The organism is Streptomyces sp. NPDC088730, assembly GCF_044751215.1.
GTDB lineage: Bacteria > Actinomycetota > Actinomycetes > Streptomycetales > Streptomycetaceae > Streptomyces.
On sequence record NZ_JBIVLK010000001.1, the window covers coordinates 310,743 to 328,888 of the forward strand.

At 70.1% G+C, this 18,146-nt stretch carries 14 protein-coding genes; 7 read left to right on the plus strand and 7 right to left on the minus strand.

The genetic code is table 11. The annotated features are described in order from the left end of the window. Window positions 1-42 precede the first annotated feature (42 nt). Both ACIP89_RS01360 and ACIP89_RS01365 read right to left on the minus strand, forming a co-directional pair. A complete protein-coding gene (locus ACIP89_RS01360) occupies window positions 43-1,893 on the minus strand; it encodes a glycoside hydrolase family 3 protein (protein WP_402112291.1) in 1,851 nt (616 codons plus the stop codon). Window positions 1,894-2,043: 150 nt separating this feature from the next. Next, entirely contained in the window at window positions 2,044-2,952 is a 909-nt protein-coding gene (locus tag ACIP89_RS01365) for a LysR family transcriptional regulator (protein WP_401921633.1), read from the minus strand. A gap of 116 nt (window positions 2,953-3,068) precedes the next feature. On the opposite strand from ACIP89_RS01365, the gene ACIP89_RS01370 reads away from it, so the two are divergent. Continuing rightward, complete coding sequence (locus tag ACIP89_RS01370; RefSeq protein WP_401921631.1) at window positions 3,069-3,971, plus strand: EamA family transporter; 903 nt, start codon at window positions 3,069-3,071, stop codon at window positions 3,969-3,971. A gap of 28 nt (window positions 3,972-3,999) precedes the next feature. Here the strand turns inward: ACIP89_RS01370 and ACIP89_RS01375 are convergent, their stop codons facing one another. After that, window positions 4,000-4,788 (minus strand): sugar phosphate isomerase/epimerase family protein, encoded by a 789-nt coding sequence (locus tag ACIP89_RS01375; RefSeq protein WP_401922034.1) that lies wholly within the window; start codon window positions 4,786-4,788, stop codon window positions 4,000-4,002. A 168-nt stretch (window positions 4,789-4,956) separates the two neighbouring features. Further along, the gene (locus tag ACIP89_RS01380) at window positions 4,957-6,126 is read right to left on the minus strand and encodes a LacI family DNA-binding transcriptional regulator (RefSeq protein ID WP_402112294.1); all 1,170 of its coding nucleotides are present in this window, start codon (window positions 6,124-6,126) and stop codon (window positions 4,957-4,959) included. A gap of 130 nt (window positions 6,127-6,256) precedes the next feature. Here ACIP89_RS01380 and ACIP89_RS01385 point away from each other — a divergent pair, with 130 nt between their 5' ends. From ACIP89_RS01385 to ACIP89_RS01395, 3 genes are all read left to right on the plus strand, one after another. After that, complete coding sequence (locus tag ACIP89_RS01385; RefSeq protein WP_402112296.1) at window positions 6,257-7,408, plus strand: Gfo/Idh/MocA family protein; 1,152 nt, start codon at window positions 6,257-6,259, stop codon at window positions 7,406-7,408. Between the two features lie 81 nt (window positions 7,409-7,489). Next, on the plus strand, window positions 7,490-8,635 hold the full coding sequence (locus ACIP89_RS01390; protein ID WP_402112298.1) for a dihydrodipicolinate synthase family protein: 1,146 nt from the start codon (window positions 7,490-7,492) through the stop codon (window positions 8,633-8,635). Continuing rightward, entirely contained in the window at window positions 8,632-9,459 is an 828-nt protein-coding gene (locus ACIP89_RS01395; protein WP_402112300.1) for a sugar phosphate isomerase/epimerase family protein, read from the plus strand. Before ACIP89_RS01390 ends, ACIP89_RS01395 begins: the two co-directional genes overlap by 4 nt. Window positions 9,460-9,728: 269 nt before the next feature. Here the strand turns inward: ACIP89_RS01395 and ACIP89_RS01400 are convergent, their stop codons facing one another. From ACIP89_RS01400 to ACIP89_RS01410, 3 genes are all read right to left on the minus strand, one after another. After that, window positions 9,729-10,091 carry a carotenoid oxygenase family protein gene (locus tag ACIP89_RS01400; protein WP_402113450.1) on the minus strand — a complete coding sequence of 121 codons (363 nt, stop codon included), beginning with the start codon at window positions 10,089-10,091 and terminating at the stop codon, window positions 9,729-9,731. 107 nt (window positions 10,092-10,198) lie between these two features. Next, window positions 10,199-10,711 carry a carotenoid oxygenase family protein gene (locus ACIP89_RS01405; RefSeq protein WP_402113453.1) on the minus strand — a complete coding sequence of 171 codons (513 nt, stop codon included), beginning with the start codon at window positions 10,709-10,711 and terminating at the stop codon, window positions 10,199-10,201. A gap of 5 nt (window positions 10,712-10,716) precedes the next feature. Then, window positions 10,717-11,226, minus strand: a complete 510-nt coding sequence (locus ACIP89_RS01410) for a carotenoid oxygenase family protein (RefSeq protein WP_402112303.1) — start codon at window positions 11,224-11,226, stop codon at window positions 10,717-10,719. Window positions 11,227-11,499: 273 nt separating this feature from the next. Between ACIP89_RS01410 and ACIP89_RS01415 the strand changes: the two genes are divergently transcribed. The 3 genes from ACIP89_RS01415 to ACIP89_RS01425 all read left to right on the plus strand — a co-directional run bounded on the left by ACIP89_RS01415 (window position 11,500) and on the right by ACIP89_RS01425 (window position 18,112). Beyond that, window positions 11,500-15,084 (plus strand): DEAD/DEAH box helicase family protein, encoded by a 3,585-nt coding sequence (locus tag ACIP89_RS01415; RefSeq protein ID WP_402112306.1) that lies wholly within the window; start codon window positions 11,500-11,502, stop codon window positions 15,082-15,084. Beyond that, the gene (locus ACIP89_RS01420) at window positions 15,081-16,496 is read left to right on the plus strand and encodes a restriction endonuclease subunit S (RefSeq protein ID WP_402112308.1); all 1,416 of its coding nucleotides are present in this window, start codon (window positions 15,081-15,083) and stop codon (window positions 16,494-16,496) included. Before ACIP89_RS01415 ends, ACIP89_RS01420 begins: the two co-directional genes overlap by 4 nt. A gap of 71 nt (window positions 16,497-16,567) precedes the next feature. Then, window positions 16,568-18,112, plus strand: a complete 1,545-nt coding sequence (locus ACIP89_RS01425; protein WP_402113455.1) for an N-6 DNA methylase — start codon at window positions 16,568-16,570, stop codon at window positions 18,110-18,112. The last annotated feature ends 34 nt before the right edge of the window (window positions 18,113-18,146 follow it).

The following is an 18,146-nucleotide window of genomic DNA, read 5'->3' on the forward strand; positions in this document are numbered from 1 at the left end:
CGGCGGCCGTGGTGGCCGCCGGCACGGAATCGCCCCGGGGATCTAGTACGACAGCCCGTAGCCCACCGGGTACAGCACCTGTGCCGGGTCGTCCGCGCGCTGGACCGGCACCGGCAGGGCGCCACGCGGTTCGGCGCGGCCCGCGATCACCCGGGCCGCCGCCCGCAGTTCGACATCCGTCCAGGAGTACGCGGCCAGGCTCGCCGCGTACCCCGTACCGTCCAGCTGGGCGATGTCGTACGGATTGCGGATCGCGAGCGTGATCACCGGCACGCCGGTCGCGGCCAGCGCTCTCACCAGCGTCCGCTGCGAGCTGCTCGCCGTGACGTTGTACGTGCCCACCACCACCGCGTCCTTGCCCCGGGCGGCCGCCACCGCCGCGTCGATGTCCGACCGGGCGGGCGCGGTGCCGGTGGACAGGGCGGTGGCCGCGTAACCCAGCTCCTTGAACTCCGCGGCCAGGGTGGCCGTCGGCGGTCCCGTCGTACCGGACGGGGAGGCCGGATCGGCCCCCACCACCAGCAGCTCGCGGTGCGAGCGGCGCGACAGCGGCAGCAGCGCGCCCTCGTTGGCCAGCAGCGTGGTGGTGTGCTCCGCGATCCGGTCGGCGGTGGCCAGGTGCGACCGGGTGCCGACCGTACGGTCCACGCCCCGGCGGCTGACGAACGGGTCCTCGAACAGCCCGAGCTTCGTCTTCAGCCGCAGGATGCGCAGGATCGATTCGTCGATCCGGGCCTCACTGACCTCGCCGCTCTTCACGGCCGCCAGCAGGGCGTTCCAGGAGACGTCGAGGTCCGGCGGGTTGAGCAGCTGGTCGACGCCCGCCTGCACGGCGAGCACCGGCACGCGCTCGTCGCCGTACTTGGTCCGTACGCCCTCCATGCCGAGCGAGTCGGTGACGACGACGCCGTCGTACCCCAGCTCCTCGCGCAGGATTCCGGTGAGGATGGGCCGGGACAGGGTCGCCGGGTCCTCGGCCGGGTCGAGCGCGGGCACCACGATGTGCGCGGTCATGATCGAGTCGATACCGGCGGCGATCGCGGCCCGGAACGGCGGCCTGTCCAGCTCGGCCCACTGCTCGCGGGTGTGCGTGATGACCGGCAGGCCGGTGTGGCTGTCGGTGCTGGTGTCGCCGTGGCCGGGGAAGTGCTTGGCCGTGGAGGCGATCCCGGCGCTCTGGTACCCCTTCACCTGCGCGGCGACCATCCCGGCCACCGACTGCGGGTCCGAGCCGAAGGAGCGCACCCCGATCACCGGGTTGGCCGGGTTGACGTTGACGTCCGCGTCCGGGGCGTAGTTCTGGCGGATGCCGATCGCGGCCAGCTCGGCGCCCGCGATCCGCCCCGCCTCGCGGGCGTCGGAGCGCGAACGGCCCGCGCCCAGCGCCATCGCGCCGGGCATCAGCGTGGCGGGCTCACCGACCCGGCAGACGATGCCGTGCTCCTGGTCGGTGGAGATGAGGAGCGGCAGGGAGCTGGGACCGGCCAGGCCGGCGCGCTGGATGCCGTTGGAGAGATCCGCGATCTGGTGCGGGTCACGGGTGTTGTGCGCCCAGGTGAAGTAGATGATGCCGCCGACGTGGTACTTGGCGATCATCTCCGCGGCGGTGCGCACGCCGATCTCGGCGAGGTTGGCGTCGATGTCGGCCTGGTCGGGGTCGGTGGCGGAGTGGCCGTAGACCCGCATGACGAACAGCTGGCCGACCTTCTCCTCCAGGCTCATCCGGGAGATGAGCCGCTTCAGCCGCCGGGTGGTGGCTGCGGAGTTGTGGCTGCCGCCGGAGGGGTTCCGGGCGGCGACGGCGCCGGGGGCGACTGCCGTGCCCGTCGCCGCGACGACCGCGGTGGCGGCGGTGGCGGTGAGGAGGGTGCGTCTGGAGGGGCGGTGGTGCACGTGAGCTCCTTCGGCCGTACTCGGTGACGAGATGATGGTGAAAGAAACTTCCAGGGATCACGGATATCCAGAAAATAACTTCCGGTCAAGAGCGCGGACCGTTTGAGCGCGTCCCCGCCGAAGCGCGCCGTGCCCCGGAACCGGCCGCCGCTACCCCAGCCCCACGTCCGTGCCGTGCGCCTGGAGCGCAGAGACGGCCGCCGTGATCGCGGGACGGCGGGCCGCCTCCGTACGCCACAGCGCGTAGAGCCGACGCACCGGAACCGGCTCGATCCGCACCTCCACCACCCCGTCCGGCAGCGGCCCGCGCCCCAGCCGGGGCATCATCGCGACCCCGAGACCGGCGGCGAGCAGGGCCAGTTGGGTGTGGTTCTCCTCTGCCTGGTGCCGGATGTCCGGCTCGTAGCCCGCCGTGCGCAGCGTCCGTACGAGCCAGTCGTGGCAGACCGTGCCGGGCGGCTGGCAGATCCACCGCTCCCGCGCCAGCTCCTCGCGCCGCACCCCGTCCCGGCCCGCCAGCCGGTGCCCGGCGGGCACCAGCAGATCGCAGCGGTCCTCCCCGATCACCGCCTGCGCCACGCCCTCCGGGGCGGGCAGCGGCGCGATGTCCCAGTCGTGCGCGACGGCCAGGTCGATCACGCCCTTGGCCACCAGATCGACCGAGAGGTGCGGATCGACCTCGGTCATCCGGACGTCCAGCGCCGGGTGCTCGCGGTCCAGCTCCGCCAGCACCCCGGGCAGCAGCCCACGCGCCGCAGAGGCGAACGCGCCGATCGACAGCCGCCCCGTCGGCAGCCCCCTGCGCTCCTCCAGCGTCGTCTCCGCCCGCTCCACGATCGCCAGCAACTGCTGTGCGGTGGCGGCCAGATGGAGCGCCTCCTCGGTGAGTGCCACCCCGCGTCCGCGACGCTCCAGCAGCGTCGTACGGGTCTCCCGCTCCAGCTTGGTGATCTGCTGCGAGACCGCCGACGGTGTGTAGCCGAGCGCGGCGGCGGCGCCCGCGACGGAACCGTGGACGGAGATGGCGTGCAGCGCGCGCAGCCGGGCGAGATCGAGCACCGGGGCCTCCTGTGACCATCAATGTGTCGGCGCGTTCCATGCGTTAGCAACACTCAATTTCACCATGAAGAAATCCGCGCTGGTGCTAAACGGTCGATGCGGGTGATCCTCGGGCCATGCGTCCCCTCCACATCGCCCTGGCCGCCCTGGTGGCAGCCGTCTGGGGTGTCAATTTCGTCGTCATCGAGCTGGGCCTCGCCCACTTCCCGCCGCTGCTCTTCTCCGCCCTGCGCTTCCTGGTCGCGGCACTGCCCGCGGTCTTCTTCGTAGGCCGCCCGAAGGTCGCCTGGAAGTGGGTGGTGGGGGTGGGGCTTGTCCTCGGGATGGCCAAGTTCGGACTGCTGTTCATCGGCATGGACCGGGGGATGGGCGCCGGACTCTCCTCCCTGGTCCTCCAGGTCCAGGCCGTCTTCACCGCCCTGTTCGCGGCGCTCGCGCTGGGCGAACGGCCGGGGCGGGTACGGGTGCTGGGGATGGGCGTGGCCCTCGCCGGTATCGGGGTGGCGGCGGTCGACGAAGGGGCGGGCGGGCCGGTGCTCGCCTTCGTCCTGGTGATCGCGGCGGCGGCCTGCTGGGGCGTGTCCAACGTGCTGACCCGCAAGGCCGCCCCGCCCGACGCCCTCAACTTCATGGTCTGGGTCTCCACCGTCCCGGTGCTGCCGCTGCTCGGGCTCTCGCTCCTCTTCGAGGGCCCGCACCGCGATACGGAGGCACTGGCCGCGCTCGACTGGAGCGGCGCCGGAATCATCGTCTACGTCGCCTGGATCACCACGGTCTTCGGCTTCGGGGCCTGGGGCTTCCTGCTGAGCCGGTACCCGGCGTCCTCCGTGGCCCCGTTCACCCTGCTGGTACCCGTCTTCGGGATGTCCTCCGCCGCCCTGCTGCTCGACGAGTCGGTGAGCCCGCTGCGGTGGTGCGCGGCGGCGCTGCTGGTCGGCGGCGTGGCGCTGACCTCGCTCGCCGGGGCGCGGCGGCCCCGGAGCGTGACGCCGAAGAGCCCGGAGCCGGCCCCCGTCTGAGGGCCGGCTCCGGCGGGCGGTGACGGTCCTACTGCTTGGGTGCGCCCAGCCGCAGCAGGTGCTCGCGCCCCGCGCTCAGCAGCCCCGGCAGCTCCGCCGCCTCCGGGTGCCAGCGCTTCTCGTACTCCCAGCAGACCCAGCTGTCCGCGTCCAGGGTGTCCAGGCAGGCCCGCAGCGGCAGCACCCCGGCGCCCAGGGCGAGGGGCTCGGTGTCCTCTGCGGAGGCGATGTCCTTCACCTGGACGTAGCCCAGGTGCGGGGCCAGCACCGCATGGCTCGCGACCGGCTCCTCACCGGCCAGCCAGGTGTGCATGATGTCCCACAGCGCACCGATGCTCCCGTGCCCCACCGTGCCCACCACCCGGGCCACGGCGGCTCCCGCGCGGTGCGAGTCGTGGGTCTCCAGCAGGATGCGTACGCCCATGTCCGCGGCGTACGGAGCGGCGGCGGCCAGCCTGCGGGCGGCGGCCGCGTCGGCGGTCCCGGGGTCCTGGTCGCCGCCGCCGGGGAAGACCCGGACATTGCGCGCGCCCAGGTCCCGGGCCAGCTCCACCAGGCCGGCGAGCTCGTCGAGCACCGGCTGGTCCTCGCCCTCCGCCGCGACCCTGACGTAGCCGGCCACGGTCAGGATCTCGATCCCGCCCCGCTTGAACTCCTCGACCACATCGGCGCGTTCGAGCATCGAGAGCCCCGGGTGCACCGGCTCCTCCGGGTGGGCGCGCAGCTCCACCCCCTGGTAGCCGTGCTCGGCGGCCAGCCGGACGACCTCGGATATCGGCAGCCCCGGCACCCCGAGGGTGGAGAAAGCGAGCTTCACGTGCGTGTCCTTCCATCGGTACCTGCCCTGCCCCCGCACCGTACGGCCCGGTCGGTGGCCGGCACTTCATCGGCTTGCGGCCTGAACTACGGATGCCCCGGTCAGGGGCAACCAAGTCCCAGTCCGGGGGCCCCGGTGACCGGGAGGGCCCGGTCACCGGGGGCCCGGTCACCGCCGGGGCGCCGCCGTCGAGCCGCGCACCATCAGCTCCGCCGGGATCGTCGCGATGCCGCCCGGCGGCGGGGACTCCTTGCCCATCGCCAGCCGGCCCGCCCGCGCCCCCGCCTCGAAGAGCGGCAGCCGTACGGTCGTCAGCGCCGGGACCACGTCCACCGAGAACGGCAGATCGTCGAAGCCGGCCACCGAGACGTCCTCGGGGATGCGCAGGCCGCGGTCGCGGATCGCCGCGGCGGCGCCCAGGGCCACGGTGTCGTTCGCGGCGACGACGGCCGTGATCCCCGGTTCGCGGCGCAGGAGCTCGACCGTGGCGTCGTAGCCGGAGCCGCGGTCGTAGGAGCCGTGCACGGTGAGGCGCTCCTCGGTACGGGAACGCGCGGAGTGCCCGTCCGCGGCGGAACCGGAGCCCCCGTCCCCGGCATGAGCGCCCCCGTCCCGGTCCCCGGCTTGAGCGGCCCCGCCGCCCCCGTCCCCGTACAGCCCCGCGGCCCTCATCGCTTCGTGGTGGCCCTCCAGCCGGTGGCGGGTCGTGGTCCGTTCCAGGGGGCCCGCCGCGTAGCCGATGCTGCGGTGGCCCAGCGAGATCAGGTGCTCGGTCAGCCGCCGGCCGCCGCCCCGGTTGTCGAAGGCGAGCGCCGCCAGGACCGATGCGCCGTCCGGCAGCGGGGGCCGCCCGCACAGGACCACCCGGGTCCCGGCGTCCGCGAGCTTCGCCAGCTTCGCGGACACCGCGGCCTGGTGCGCCGGGTCCTCCACCGCGCCGCCGGTGAGGACGACGGCGGCGGCACGCTGGCGCTGGAGCAGGGTCAGGTAGGTGAGCTCGCGTTCCGGGGTGCCGCCGGTGTTGCAGACGATCGCGAGCTTCTCGCCGCCCGCCCGGCCCGAACCGTCGCCGGGACCGCCGATCTCCGACTGCGCGGCGCCCGCCATGATCCCGAAGAACGGGTCCGCGATGTCGTTGACCAGGATGCCGATCAGGTCGGAGGTGGCGGCCGCGAGTGAGCTGGCGGGCCCGTTCAGCACGTAGTCCAGATCGTCCACCGCGCGCAGGACCCGCTCCCGAGTGGACGTGGCCACCGGGTAGTTGCCGTTCAGGACACGGGACACCGTGGCCGGTGACACCCGGGCGCGAGCCGCCACGTCCGCCAGGGTGACTGTCATCGAGATTCCTCCGGGGGAGTGATGAGGGGGAGAGGTCCAATCGGTGGGCCCCTCTTGTCCGGGCCGCTGTCGGCAGGCTAGCGTCATCCACGATAGAAAGCGCTTGCTACGACGGTATGGAGGAACTTTCGTGACACGCAGGACAGTGCGCATCGCCATGAACGGCGTCACGGGTCGCATGGGATACCGGCAGCACCTGGTGCGCTCGGTCCTCGCGATCAGGGAGCAGGGCGGCCTCGACCTCGGCAACGGCGACGTGCTCTGGCCCGAGCCGGTCCTCGTCGGCCGCCGGGCCCACGCCCTGGAGGCGCTTGCCGAGCAGCACGGCCTCACCGAGTGGTCGACCGACCTCGACGCGGTGCTCGCGGACGAGACCATCGACATCTACTTCGACGCACAGGTCACCTCGGCGCGGGTCGACGCGATCAAGAAGGCCATCGCGGCGGGCAAGCACATCTACACCGAGAAGCCCACCGCCACCGACGTCGAGGGCGCCCTTGAGCTGGCCCGGCTCGCCCGGGACGCCGGCGTCAAGCACGGCGTCGTCCAGGACAAGATCTTCCTGCCGGGCCTGCTGAAGCTGAAGCGCCTGATCGACGGCGGCTTCTTCGGGGAGATCCTCTCCGTGCGCGGCGAGTTCGGCTACTGGGTCTTCGAGGGCGACTGGCAGGAGGCCCAGCGCCCGTCCTGGAACTACCGCGCGCAGGACGGCGGCGGCATCGTCGTCGACATGTTCCCGCACTGGGAGTACGTGCTCCACGAGCTGTTCGGCCGGGTCACCACCGTCCAGGTACATGTCCAGACGCACATCCCGGAGCGCTGGGACGAGCACGGCAAGCCGTACGCCGCGACCGCCGACGACGCCGCGTACGGCATCTTCCAGCTGGAGGGCGGCGCCGTCGCGCAGATCAACTCCTCCTGGACGGTGCGCGTCAACCGCGACGAGCTGGTCGAGTTCCAGGTCGACGGCACCCACGGCTCCGCCGTCGCGGGGCTGCGCAACTGCCGCGTACAGCACCGCTCGGCCACTCCCAAGCCGGTCTGGAACCCCGACCTCCCGGCCACCGAGTCCTTCCGCGACCAGTGGCAGGAAGTCCCCGACAACGCGGTCTTCGACAACGGCTTCAAGGCCCAGTGGGAGCTGTTCCTGCGCCACATCGTGCTGGACCAGCCCTACACCTGGGACCTGATGGCGGGCGCACGGGGCGTCCAGCTCGCGGAGCTCGGCCTCAAGTCCTCCGCGGAGGGCCGCCGCTTCGACGTCCCGGAGCTGAGCCTGTGACCATCCATCTCCCGCAGGGTGCACCGGAGCTGATCCAGTGACCACCCATCTCCCGCAGTACGCACCGGAGTTGATCCAGGGATGACCATCCACCTCCCGCAGGGGCCGTACGAGCCCCGCACCACCCCGCTCGACCTCGCCCCCGGCGGAGCGCCCCTGGCCTCCCGCACGGTCTTCTCGGCCGCCCACGTCGTGGCCGATCCGTACGCGGACGTCAGCCCCGACTCCCCGGCCGCCGTCGACTGGGACGCCACCCTCGCCTTCCGCCGCCACCTCTGGTCGCACGGCCTCGGCGTCGCGGAGGCCATGGACACCGCCCAGCGCGGCATGGGCCTGGACTGGGCCGGTGCCGCCGAGCTGATCCGCCGCTCGGCGGCGGAGGCCAGGTCCGTCGGCGGCGCGATCGCGTGCGGCGTCGGCACCGACCAGCTCCCGCCCGGCCCCGCCTCACTGGCCGAGGTCCGGTCCGCGTACGAGGAACAGCTCGCCCTCGTCGAGGGCAGTGGGGCGCAGGCCATCCTGATGGCCTCCCGCGCGCTCGCCGCCGCGGCGAACGGCCCGCAGGACTACCTGGAGACGTACGCCCACCTGCTGCGCCAGGCCACCGAGCCGGTCGTGCTGCACTGGCTCGGCCCGATGTTCGATCCGGCACTGGACGGCTACTGGGGCTCCGCGGACCTCGACGCGGCCACCGACACCTTCCTCCAGGTCATCGCGGAACACCCGGACAAGGTCGACGGCATCAAGATCTCCCTCCTCGACGCGGAGCGCGAGATCGACGTCCGGCGCCGCCTGCCCAGCGGGGTGCGCTGCTACACGGGCGACGACTTCAACTACCCCGAGCTGATCGCGGGCGACGACCGGGGCTTCAGCCACGCCCTGCTCGGCATCTTCGATCCGCTCGGCCCGCTCGCGGCCCACGCGGTCCGGGTCCTGGACACCGGCGACAGCAAGGGATTCCGCGAACTCCTCGACCCGACGGTCGAGTTGTCCCGTCACCTCTTCCAGTCGCCGACCCGCTACTACAAGACGGGTGTGGTGTTCCTCGCCTGGCTGGCCGGCCACCAGGACCACTTCACGATGGTGGGCGGCCTCCAGTCGGCCCGCTCGCTGCCGCATCTGGCGAAGGCGTACGAACTGGCCGACCGGCTCGGCCTGTTCCCCGATCCCGAGCTGGCCGAGTCCCGGATGCGCGCGCTCCTCACGGTCAACGGAGGCACCCGATGAGCGATGGCCGTCTCTCCATCAACCAGGAGACCATCAAGCAGTGGTCGCTGCCCGAGCTGACCGAGGGCTGCGTGAAGGCGGGCATCGACAAGGTCGGCCTGTGGCGGGCCCCCGTCCAGGAGTACGGCGTAGCGGCGACGGCCCGTCTCCTCTCCGACGCGGGCCTGTCCGTCACCAGCCTCTGCCGGGGCGGCTTCCTCACCGCCCCCGACCCGGCCGGGCGGGCCCGTGCCCTGGACGACAACCGCGCCGCGCTCGACGAGGCGGCGGGCCTGGCCACGGACACCCTGGTGCTGGTCTCGGGCGGCCTCCCGGCCGGATCCAAGGACCTCTACGGCGCCCGCGAGCGCATCGCGGAAGCGCTGGCCGAACTGGCCCCGTACGCGGCCGAGCGCGGCGTGCGCCTGGCCATCGAGCCGCTGCACCCGATGTTCGCCTCCGACCGCTGCGTGGTCTCCACCCTGTCCCAGGCCCTGGACCTCGCGGAACGCTTCCCGGCGGACCAGGTCGGGGTCGTCGTCGACACGTACCACCTCTGGTGGGACGACCAGGCGCCCGCCCAGATCGCCCGCGCGGGAGCGGGCGGCCGCATCCACTCCTTCCAGCTCGCCGACTGGATCACCCCGCTGCCGGCGGGCGTGCTGGTCGGCCGGGGCCAACTGGGCGACGGCTGCGTGGACTTCCGCGCCTTCCGGACGGCGGTCGAGGCCACCGGCTTCGACGGCCCCGTCGAGGTGGAGATCTTCAACGAGGAGCTGTGGGCCCGCGACGGCTCGGAGGTGCTGGCCGAGGTCGCCGCCCGGTACGCGGAGCACGCCTGCTGACCCCGTGACCGGGCGGAATCCACGGAGATGACCTCACGGGCAAAAAAGATTGCCCGACCGTGCAACCCTTCGGGGCTCAGCCGGGTCGTATCTGTAGTCGGGAGCTTCCGGGGGGTGTATCCGGGGGGATGGGGAAGCCCTGACAGCGGGGGAGAGCGAGTGGGGTCCGGTCGGAAGACCGGGCCCCGTTTCGCTGCCGCACGGATTCTCCCCAGAGGTTCTCCTCACGGTCTGTCGCCACGCGCACGGCGCGCGGCGGCCGCTAGCGCTCAGGCGTCCGGAATCCAGCTTCCGTGGAACCCGAGCGGCACCCGTCCGGGCAGCTCGATCCGGGCGACCGGCCCGGCCGTGAAGTCCTGAGCCGCGAGAATCAGCACGTCCGACGCCCCTCGGTCCGGATTGTGCACGTACGCGATCGCGTACCCGTCGTCCTCGGCAGTCGTCCGGCCGCACGGGTCGGACGGTACGAATACGGCCTCGCTCGCCGCCGCGTCCCGGGGCAGCCGGTGCACCTGCGAGGCGCCACGCAACAGATCGTGCTTGTAGAGCGCGTTGCCGAACGCCCGGTCGGGCGGGCTGCCGCCATCGGCTGTGAGGTAGGCAGCGTCATCTCCCCGGCGGCCGCCGAGTATCCGTAGTGGTGACGACGGGACACCAGCGCCTCGTTGACGCGCGGGAACTCCTGTGGCCGGTCGTCGATGGTCCGAGTCCGCACCCGGCCGTGACCGAGGCCGATCGTCTACCGTTCCAGCCGCCCGGTACCGGCCCCGTACGGACCGCCCGAGCCGTTTCCGGCGACGAGGAAGGGCGCCGGGAACGTCGTCAGGTCGACGACGATGTCTGCCCCCTCCTCGTACGCGTTCAGCGTGTGCGAGGAGTAGACCGGGTCCACCTCGAACCACCGCATCGCCCCGCCCGCGCGGGGCAGGACCCCGACCCGCGCCGGGTGCTTCCGGTTCCAGACGTACGGCACCGGGTCACCGCGCTCGGCCCCCGCAGGGTCGAAGGTGACCGGCATGTCGAAGACCACCACGTAGTTCTCGGTGAGCGCGAAGTCGTGGATCATCGGCGCGTCCGCCACCGGAATCCGCGTGGTGCGCGAGACCCGCCCCGTCGGGTCCACGACCAGATGCCGTACGTGGTCCCAGGTCGGGTAGTAGGTGATCGCGTGCAGTTCACCCGCGTGCGCGTCGAACTTGATGTGGGCGGTGAACGCACCGTCGAGCGTCCCCCGGAAGTCATGGGTTCCCACGGTGTTCAACTCGCCGTCCACTCGTACGGCCTCGGCCCGCTCTCCTGGAGTGCGAAAATCCGCCCCCGGTACGGGATGACGTGGGTGTTGCAGGGGAAGTTGTCCGGCGGCACGCGCCCCGGATACGGCTCCCCGAGCTCGCCCGCGACCTGCGAGGACCGCACCCACCGGTTGCGGTACCACTCGTCGCGCAGCCGCACCCCGTGCACCATGCCGGCGCCGAGCATCCAGTGGTGGGCGCGCGGGTCCTCAAGGCCGAGGACGTTGGGCCCGTTGCGCAGATAGCGGCCGTTCAGCTCGCGCGGGATGCGCCCGGTGACCGGCAGGTCGAACGCGGTCTGCTCCTCGGCGACCGGAGCGAATGCCCCCTCCAAGAAGGGGAAGCGACGCTTCGCCGTCTCAGGTGCCGCCGCCGCGGTGGCCGGCTGGGCTCCGGATCCGGCACCGACGAGTCCGCCCGACGCGGCCACGGCCCCAGCTCCGCGCAGCACGTTGCGTCGTGTGTGTTCCGTCATGACCCTTGCTCCTGTGCTCCTGACTGCCGTTTTTGGTGAGCCACGGTCATGAGTCTGCGACGGAAGAGGGGACGGGGCAGGAGGGGTGGACACCGTCCTGAGGTGGGGCCAGACCCCCTGTTCGGGGTCTGAGGGCGGGGGGATGCTGCGAGCGGCCGGATCGCCGGGGCCTGCCTGTGCTCGGATGCGAACCCGGGAAACCAGGCGCCTGATCACGCCACGCCTCGTAAACTCGATCATCTTGACGATTTGTACCGGTGGGGTGGGAACAGCGTGGACGACCGGCTTCGGGACCTGGCCAAGGCATCGCCGAACTTCGGGGTGCTTTATCAACATCAGGCACTACTCGCTCTCTACGGCGCCCAGGCCGAACTCAACGTTTTCAGTAATCCGAACGCTGCCCAGGTTCAGGCCGGCCAGTTCGGCGAGGTACTGGCCGAGGACCTCGTCACACGGACCGGCATCCGGGTGGCCGGTACCCGCCAGATCGACCGGCTGCGAGCACTCACCGACATCGGCGCGCTCACCCCCGCTGTGCACGACGCGTTCGACCGGCTGCGCCGCGACCGCAACGAGGCCGCCCACGCCCACCTCTTCGACACCACCCGGGCCCTTGAGGCCGTACGGCTCTGCTACGAGCTCGGGGTGTTCTACCACCGCGCCCTGAGCGGCAAGCGCACGGTCACTGCTTTCGTGCCGCCCGAGATGCCCGTGCTCACGGACCCGGCCGAGGTCGCCGAACTGCGCCAGACGCTCGACGGGCAGCGCGACGCACTGGCCCAGTCCCGGGTCAAGCTGAGCGAGTCCACCGACCGTCTCGCAGCCGAGCGTCAGGCCCGCTCCGAGGCGGAAGCTCTGATGGTCAGTGCCCAACAGGCCAAGGCGGCTCTGGCGGTCCGGCTCGCCGACATGGAAGCGCAGATCGTCAGTCTGCGGTCCGTGCAGCAGGCCCAGTACGAGACGGACCGCAAGCAGCCCCGCCGAGTGAACGCCGCAGCCCGCGAAGCGATCGTGTATCGCGCGCAGCGCCCGGCCCCGCTCAACGAGGTCCAGGCTCGCGAAGAGATCGACGTCATGCTCGCCGAGTCCGGCTGGCTCGTCCAGGACCGCGCCGACCTCAACCCTCTCGCTGGCCGGGGTGTCGCGGTCCGGGAGTTCACTCTCGCGACCGGCCGTGCGGACTATGTCCTCTACGTCGACGGAAAGATCGTCGGAGTCATCGAGGCAAAGCGCGAGGGTGACCACCTCTCCAGCGCCCTCGCGCAGAACGAGCGCTATGCCAAGGGAGTCCTGAAGGAGCACAGCCTCGCCGTCTGGCGGGAGTCCGAGCCCTTCGCCTTCCGGTACGCCACCACCGGCACCGAGACCTACTTCGTCAACCGCCTCGACCCCGAGCCCCGGTCCCGCGAGGTGTTCTCCTTCCACCGCCCCGAGACCGTCGCCGCCTGGATGGAGAGTGCGAAGGACCGCCGGGCCCCGACCTTCCGGGCCGGTCTGCGGCGGATGCCGAAGCTGGAGCCGTACGGTCTGCGGCTGGCGCAGATCGACGCGATCAGCGGCCTGGAACAGTCCCTCGCCCAGGACAAGCCCCGCGCTCTGATCCAGATGGCGACCGGTGCGGGCAAGACCTTCACGGCGGTCACGGAGACCTACCGCCTGCTGCGGCACACGGGAGCCCGGCGCGTCCTCTTCCTAGTGGACCGCAACAACCTCGGCCGCCAGGCGCTGTCGGAGTTCCGTAACTACACGACCCCCGACGACGGCCGGAAGTTCGCCGACCTTTACAACGTCGACCGGCTGGGCGCGGCCGGTCTCCAGGAGACCTCGTCCGTCGTCATCTGCACCATCCAGAAGATGTATGCCCTGCTCAAGGGCGAGCAGCTGACGGACGACGATGCCCGCGACGATGCGAACGACGCCGAGGCGCAGGCTGCCGTGCCCGTCGACGGTACGGCGGACGACCCCGAGATGAACTACGCCACCGACCTCCCCATCGAGGTCGCGTACCAGCCGGACGTCCCGCCTGAGTCCTTCGACCTGATCGTCGTGGACGAGTGCCACCGCTCCATCTACGGGCTGTGGCGGGGCGTTCTGGAGTACTTCGATGCCCACCTCGTCGGCCTCACCGCCACCCCGACCGCGCAGACCCGTGGATTCTTCGACCAGAACACGGTCTCCGAGTACACCTACGAGCAGGCTGTCGCGGACGGGGTCAACGTCGACTTCGACATCGTCCGCGTCAACACCGATCTGCGTGAGCAGGGCGGCGCGAAGATCGAGGCCGGGACTACGGTCCGGATCAAGGACCGCAAGACCAGGGCCCAGCGGTACGTGGAACTCGACGACGACCTCACGTACAGCACGAACCAGATCGGCCGGTCAGTGATCACCGTCGATGAGATCCGCGCGGTGCTCACGACGTACAAGAACAACTGGCAGCGCTGGTTCCCGGGCCGTAAAGATCTGCCGAAGACGCTGATCTTCGCCGTGGGGGAGGACCACGCCGAGGACGTGCTCAAGCAGGTCAAGGAGGTCTTCGGCCGGGGCGACGACTTCGCAAAGAAGATCACGTACAAGAGCCGGCAGAACGGCGACAACCCCGACGAGCTGATCAACGACCTCCGTAACTCGCCGGGGATGCGGGTCGCGGTCACGGTCGACATGATCGCTACGGGAACGGACGTCCGGGCCCTGGAATGCGTGATCTTCCTGCGGTCGGTCCGCAGCGCGGTGCTCTTCGAGCAGATGAAGGGACGCGGAGCACGCACGATCGATGCCACCGAGCTGCGCGAGGTCACCCCAGACGCGGACGACGACGTGACGAAGGACCGCTTCGTCCTGATCGACGCGGCGGGCGTGACCACCTCCCCGCTCGTCGACGCCCGCCCGATGATCCCGGCAACGGGCAAGCAGGTGTCGCTGGCCAAGCTGCTCGACAAGACCGGCACGAAGGCGATCAGCACGGAGGAGGCGGAGGTTCTTCAGCGCCGCCTGTCGCGGCTGAACCAGCAGCTCAAGGAGGAGGAGCGCGACCTCCTGACGCACACGGCGGGCGGAGTCACACTCTCCGAGATCGCCCGCGGGATCGTCGACGCGGTGGACGTCGACGCGCAGGACCAAGCGAGGCATGAGGGGGGTATGGGTGCGGCCCGGAAGCTGGTGGAGGACGCGGTGGCCGTCCTCACGGGCAACCCGGAGCTGCGCCGCCAGATCCTGGAGATCCGCCGCGACAAGGACCTGACGTACGACGAGACGACGGCCGTCACCGTGACGGACGTGGAGGAGGTCCCGCGCGAGCAGCGGGCCCGCGAGAACCTGGACGAGTGGGGCGCCCTGCTGAATAAGCAGCGCGACCGCAACGCGGCGATCCAGGTGGCCCTGGGCAGCGGAAACCCGCTCTCGCCGGCGGAGGCCCGTGCCGCGCTGAAGGAACTGGCGGCAACGATCCGGGCCTCCAGGCGGGCGTGGACGCCTCCTGTCCTCTGGGGCTTCCACGAGGACCTGAACCACGCGGTGGCCCACCCCGGGCGTGACGCCGGTATCCCGGACCTGATCAGCCTGATCCGTTACGAGCTGGGCGCGGACAGTGAGCTCCGTCCGTACCGTACGGTGGTCGAGGAGCGCTTCGAGGGCTGGCTGCTGCGGCAGCGACAGGCGGGCGTCGAGTTCACGGACGAGCAGCTGTGGTGGCTGGAGAAGATCCGCGACGTCGTCGCCAGCGATGTGGGCATAGAGCCTGCGGAGCTTGCCCACGAGCCGTTCACGGAGCGCGGCAAGGGGCGCGGCTTCATGATGACGTTCGGCGGGAAAGAGCCGGCGCTGGATCTGTTGACTGAGCTGAATCGGGAACTGGCTTGAGCGAGAAGGAACTTCCGGCGGGGTGGGTGCGTGCCCGGCTCGATGAAATTGCCGAGGTCCGTCTCGGTCGCCAGCGTTCACCCAAGAATCATTCCGGCGATCAGATGCGCCCGTACCTGCGAGCAGCCAACGTAGGTTGGGATGGACTCAAAATTGGTGACGTCAAGGAGATGAACTTCACCGACGATGAGGTAGCGATTTATCGTCTCGCAAAAGGGGATATTGTTCTCGGTGAAGCATCCGGGAGTGCTAGTGAGGTGGGTAAGCCGGCGATCTGGAATGACGAGATCGAAGATTGCTGCTTCCAGAATACGCTGATTCGGGTTCGTTCGCATCTGGTAAATCCGAAATACCTGCTCCATTACCTTCGCTACGAAGCTCTAAGTGGTGCTTTCGTTGAAGGTTCTCGCGGTGTTGGAATCCACCATCTGGGCGCAGCTAAACTCTCATCCTGGCCTATGCGAATCCCGCCCCTCGCAGAGCAACACCGCATCGCAGAGGCCCTCGAAGGCCACCTCTCCCGCCTGGACGCGGCTGTTGCGACCGTGCGAAACTCCCGCAAGCGCCTTGCGATTCTGAGGAAAACAGCCCTCCTCGACCTTGTGCCGGAAGAGGCTCCAGATTCGTGGACCGCCAGCACCGTCGAGCAGGCAGGAACTGTCGAGCTTGGTCGTGCCAGGCATCCTGACTGGCATCATGGCCCAGAAATGCATCCGTATCTACGGGTTGCCAATGTGTTTGAGGATCGGATCGACACGTCGGACGTCATGGAGATGGATTTTTCCGGAATCTTCGAGAAGTATCGCCTGCATCCCGGTGACGTACTCCTCAATGAGGGGCAGAGTCCGCATCTGGTAGGCCGCCCGGCTCTCTACCGCGGGATGCCGCCGGACGTCGCCTTCACGAACAGCCTTCTGCGATTCAAGGCGAACTCTGATGTGATGCCGGAGTGGGCTCTGATGGTGTTTCGTCGTCATTTGCATGCCAGGCGCTTCATGAGAGAGGTGCGGATTACGACGAATATTGCTCACCTCTCTTCAAAGCGACTTAAGGTCATCGAGTTCCCCATCCCTCCGCTGGACGTGCAGAAGCAGTTGGTCATGCGCTGCGATGAACTGCTCTCCGGTATCGACGTGATGGACCGAGAGGCGGCACGCACTCTCACTCGGGCCGACAACCTGCGCCGCGCCGTCCTGAACCGCGCCTTCACGGGCGCCCTCGTCGCCCAAGATCCCACCGACGAACCCGCCACCGCCCTCCTCGCCCGCATCCAGGCCGACCGCGACGCCCAGCCCAAGGCCAAGCGCGCTCGCCGCACCCCCGCCGCGCCCCGCAAGGCAAAAACGCCTGCCCCGGCACCCGATCCCACCCCCGCCCCCACCCACGCCGTACAGCAGGAGTTCGACCTGTGACCGCGCCCGCGTCCGCACCCACCACGTCCGACCAGAGCGGCACCCGCCCCACCCCCGTCGAAGACAACATCGTGCTCGCCCCGCAGGCCGTCGCCCAAACCAACAGCCTCGTCGCCAAGCTCTGGAACTACTGCAACGTCCTCCGGGACAACGGCCTCTCCACCATCGAGTACGTCGAGCAGCTCTCGTATCTCCTCTTCCTCAAGATGGTCGACGAGATCAACGACGACCCCTTCTCGGAAGCCGACGCCGCCGAGATCGTGCCGACGGAGTACGACTGGAAGTCCCTCGCCAAGAAGAAGGGCCAAGCGCTCGAACTTCACTACCGCAACATCCTCGACGCCCTCGGCACCCGCCCCGGCACCACCCTGGGCACCATCTTCACCAAGGCCCAGAACCGCATCACCGAGCCCGCCCTCCTCGAAAAGCTCGTCGTCGACCTCATCGGCAAGCAGGACTGGACGGTCGGAGACGCGGACCTCAAGGGCGACGCGTACGAGGGACTGCTCGCCAAGGGCGCGGAGGACACCAAGACCGGCGCCGGCCAGTACTTCACGCCCCGGCCGCTGATCGATGCGATCGTCGAGGTGATGCGCCCCCGCCCCGAGGACACCATCACCGACCCCGCCTGCGGAACCGGCGGGTTCCTCATCGCCGCGCACTCCTACATCCGCAAGCACCACATGAAGGACCTCACCCGCGAACAGCGCCTCGCGCTCGGTGAGGGCAAGATCTGGGGCAACGAACTCGTCCCCGGCACCGCCCGCCTCGCGGCGATGAACCTCCTGCTCCACGGCATCGGCAGCAGCGAGGGCAAGAGCCTGATCGACGTCGGCGACGCGCTCGCCACGAAGCCGGGGAACAAGCACGCCTCGCTGGTCCTAGCCAACCCGCCCTTCGGCAAGAAGTCCGCGATCACCATCATCGGTTCGGAAGGCAAGGCCGAGAAGGAGGACATCTCCTACGACCGCGATGACTTCCGCGCCACCACCACCAACAAGCAGCTCAACTTCCTTCAGCACATCATGTCGCTGACCGCCATCGACGGCAGGGCGGCCGTCGTCCTCCCCGACAACGTCCTCTTCGAGGGCGGGGCGGGCGAGAAGATCCGACGCCGCCTGCTGCACGAGTTCGACCTGCACACCATCCTGCGCCTGCCCACCGGCATCTTCTACGCGGGCGGCGTGAAGGCCAACGTCCTCTTCTTCGACAAGAAGACCCCCAGGGCCGACGGCAAGCCGCACACCACCAACGTCTGGGTCTACGACCTCCGCACCGCCAAGCACTTCACCCTCAAGCAGCGCCCGCTGACCCGAGCGGACTTGGAGGAGTTCGTCCAGGCGTACGGCGAGAAGCCGGCCGAGCGCAAGGACACCTCAGCCGAGGACGGGGGCCGGTTTAAGGCGTACACGTACGACGAACTGGTCAAGCGCGACAAGGTCAACCTCGACCTCACGTGGATGAAGGACCCGGCCCTTGAGGACGCGGACAGCCTGCTGCCGCCCGAGGTGATCGCCGCCGAGATCGTGCAGGACCTTCAGGCCGCACTCAGTGAGTTCGCCGCCATCGCCGAGGCGCTGGGCGGCGAGGTCCCGGCCGACGCGGAAACCGAATAGCCCGCACCTCCCGCATCGGATGGAGCCCGTCATC

Coding starts and splice junctions, on each gene's coding strand:
- ACIP89_RS01370 (WP_401921631.1), top strand. CDS start 3,069: ATGCGTCCCCTCCACATCGCCCTGGCCGCCCTGGTGGCAGCCGTCTGG.
- ACIP89_RS01380 (WP_402112294.1), bottom strand. CDS start 6,126: ATGACAGTCACCCTGGCGGACGTGGCGGCTCGCGCCCGGGTGTCACCG.
- ACIP89_RS01390 (WP_402112298.1), top strand. CDS start 7,490: ATGACCATCCACCTCCCGCAGGGGCCGTACGAGCCCCGCACCACCCCG.
- ACIP89_RS01395 (WP_402112300.1), top strand. CDS start 8,632: ATGAGCGATGGCCGTCTCTCCATCAACCAGGAGACCATCAAGCAGTGG.
- ACIP89_RS01410 (WP_402112303.1), bottom strand. CDS start 11,226: ATGACGGAACACACACGACGCAACGTGCTGCGCGGAGCTGGGGCCGTG.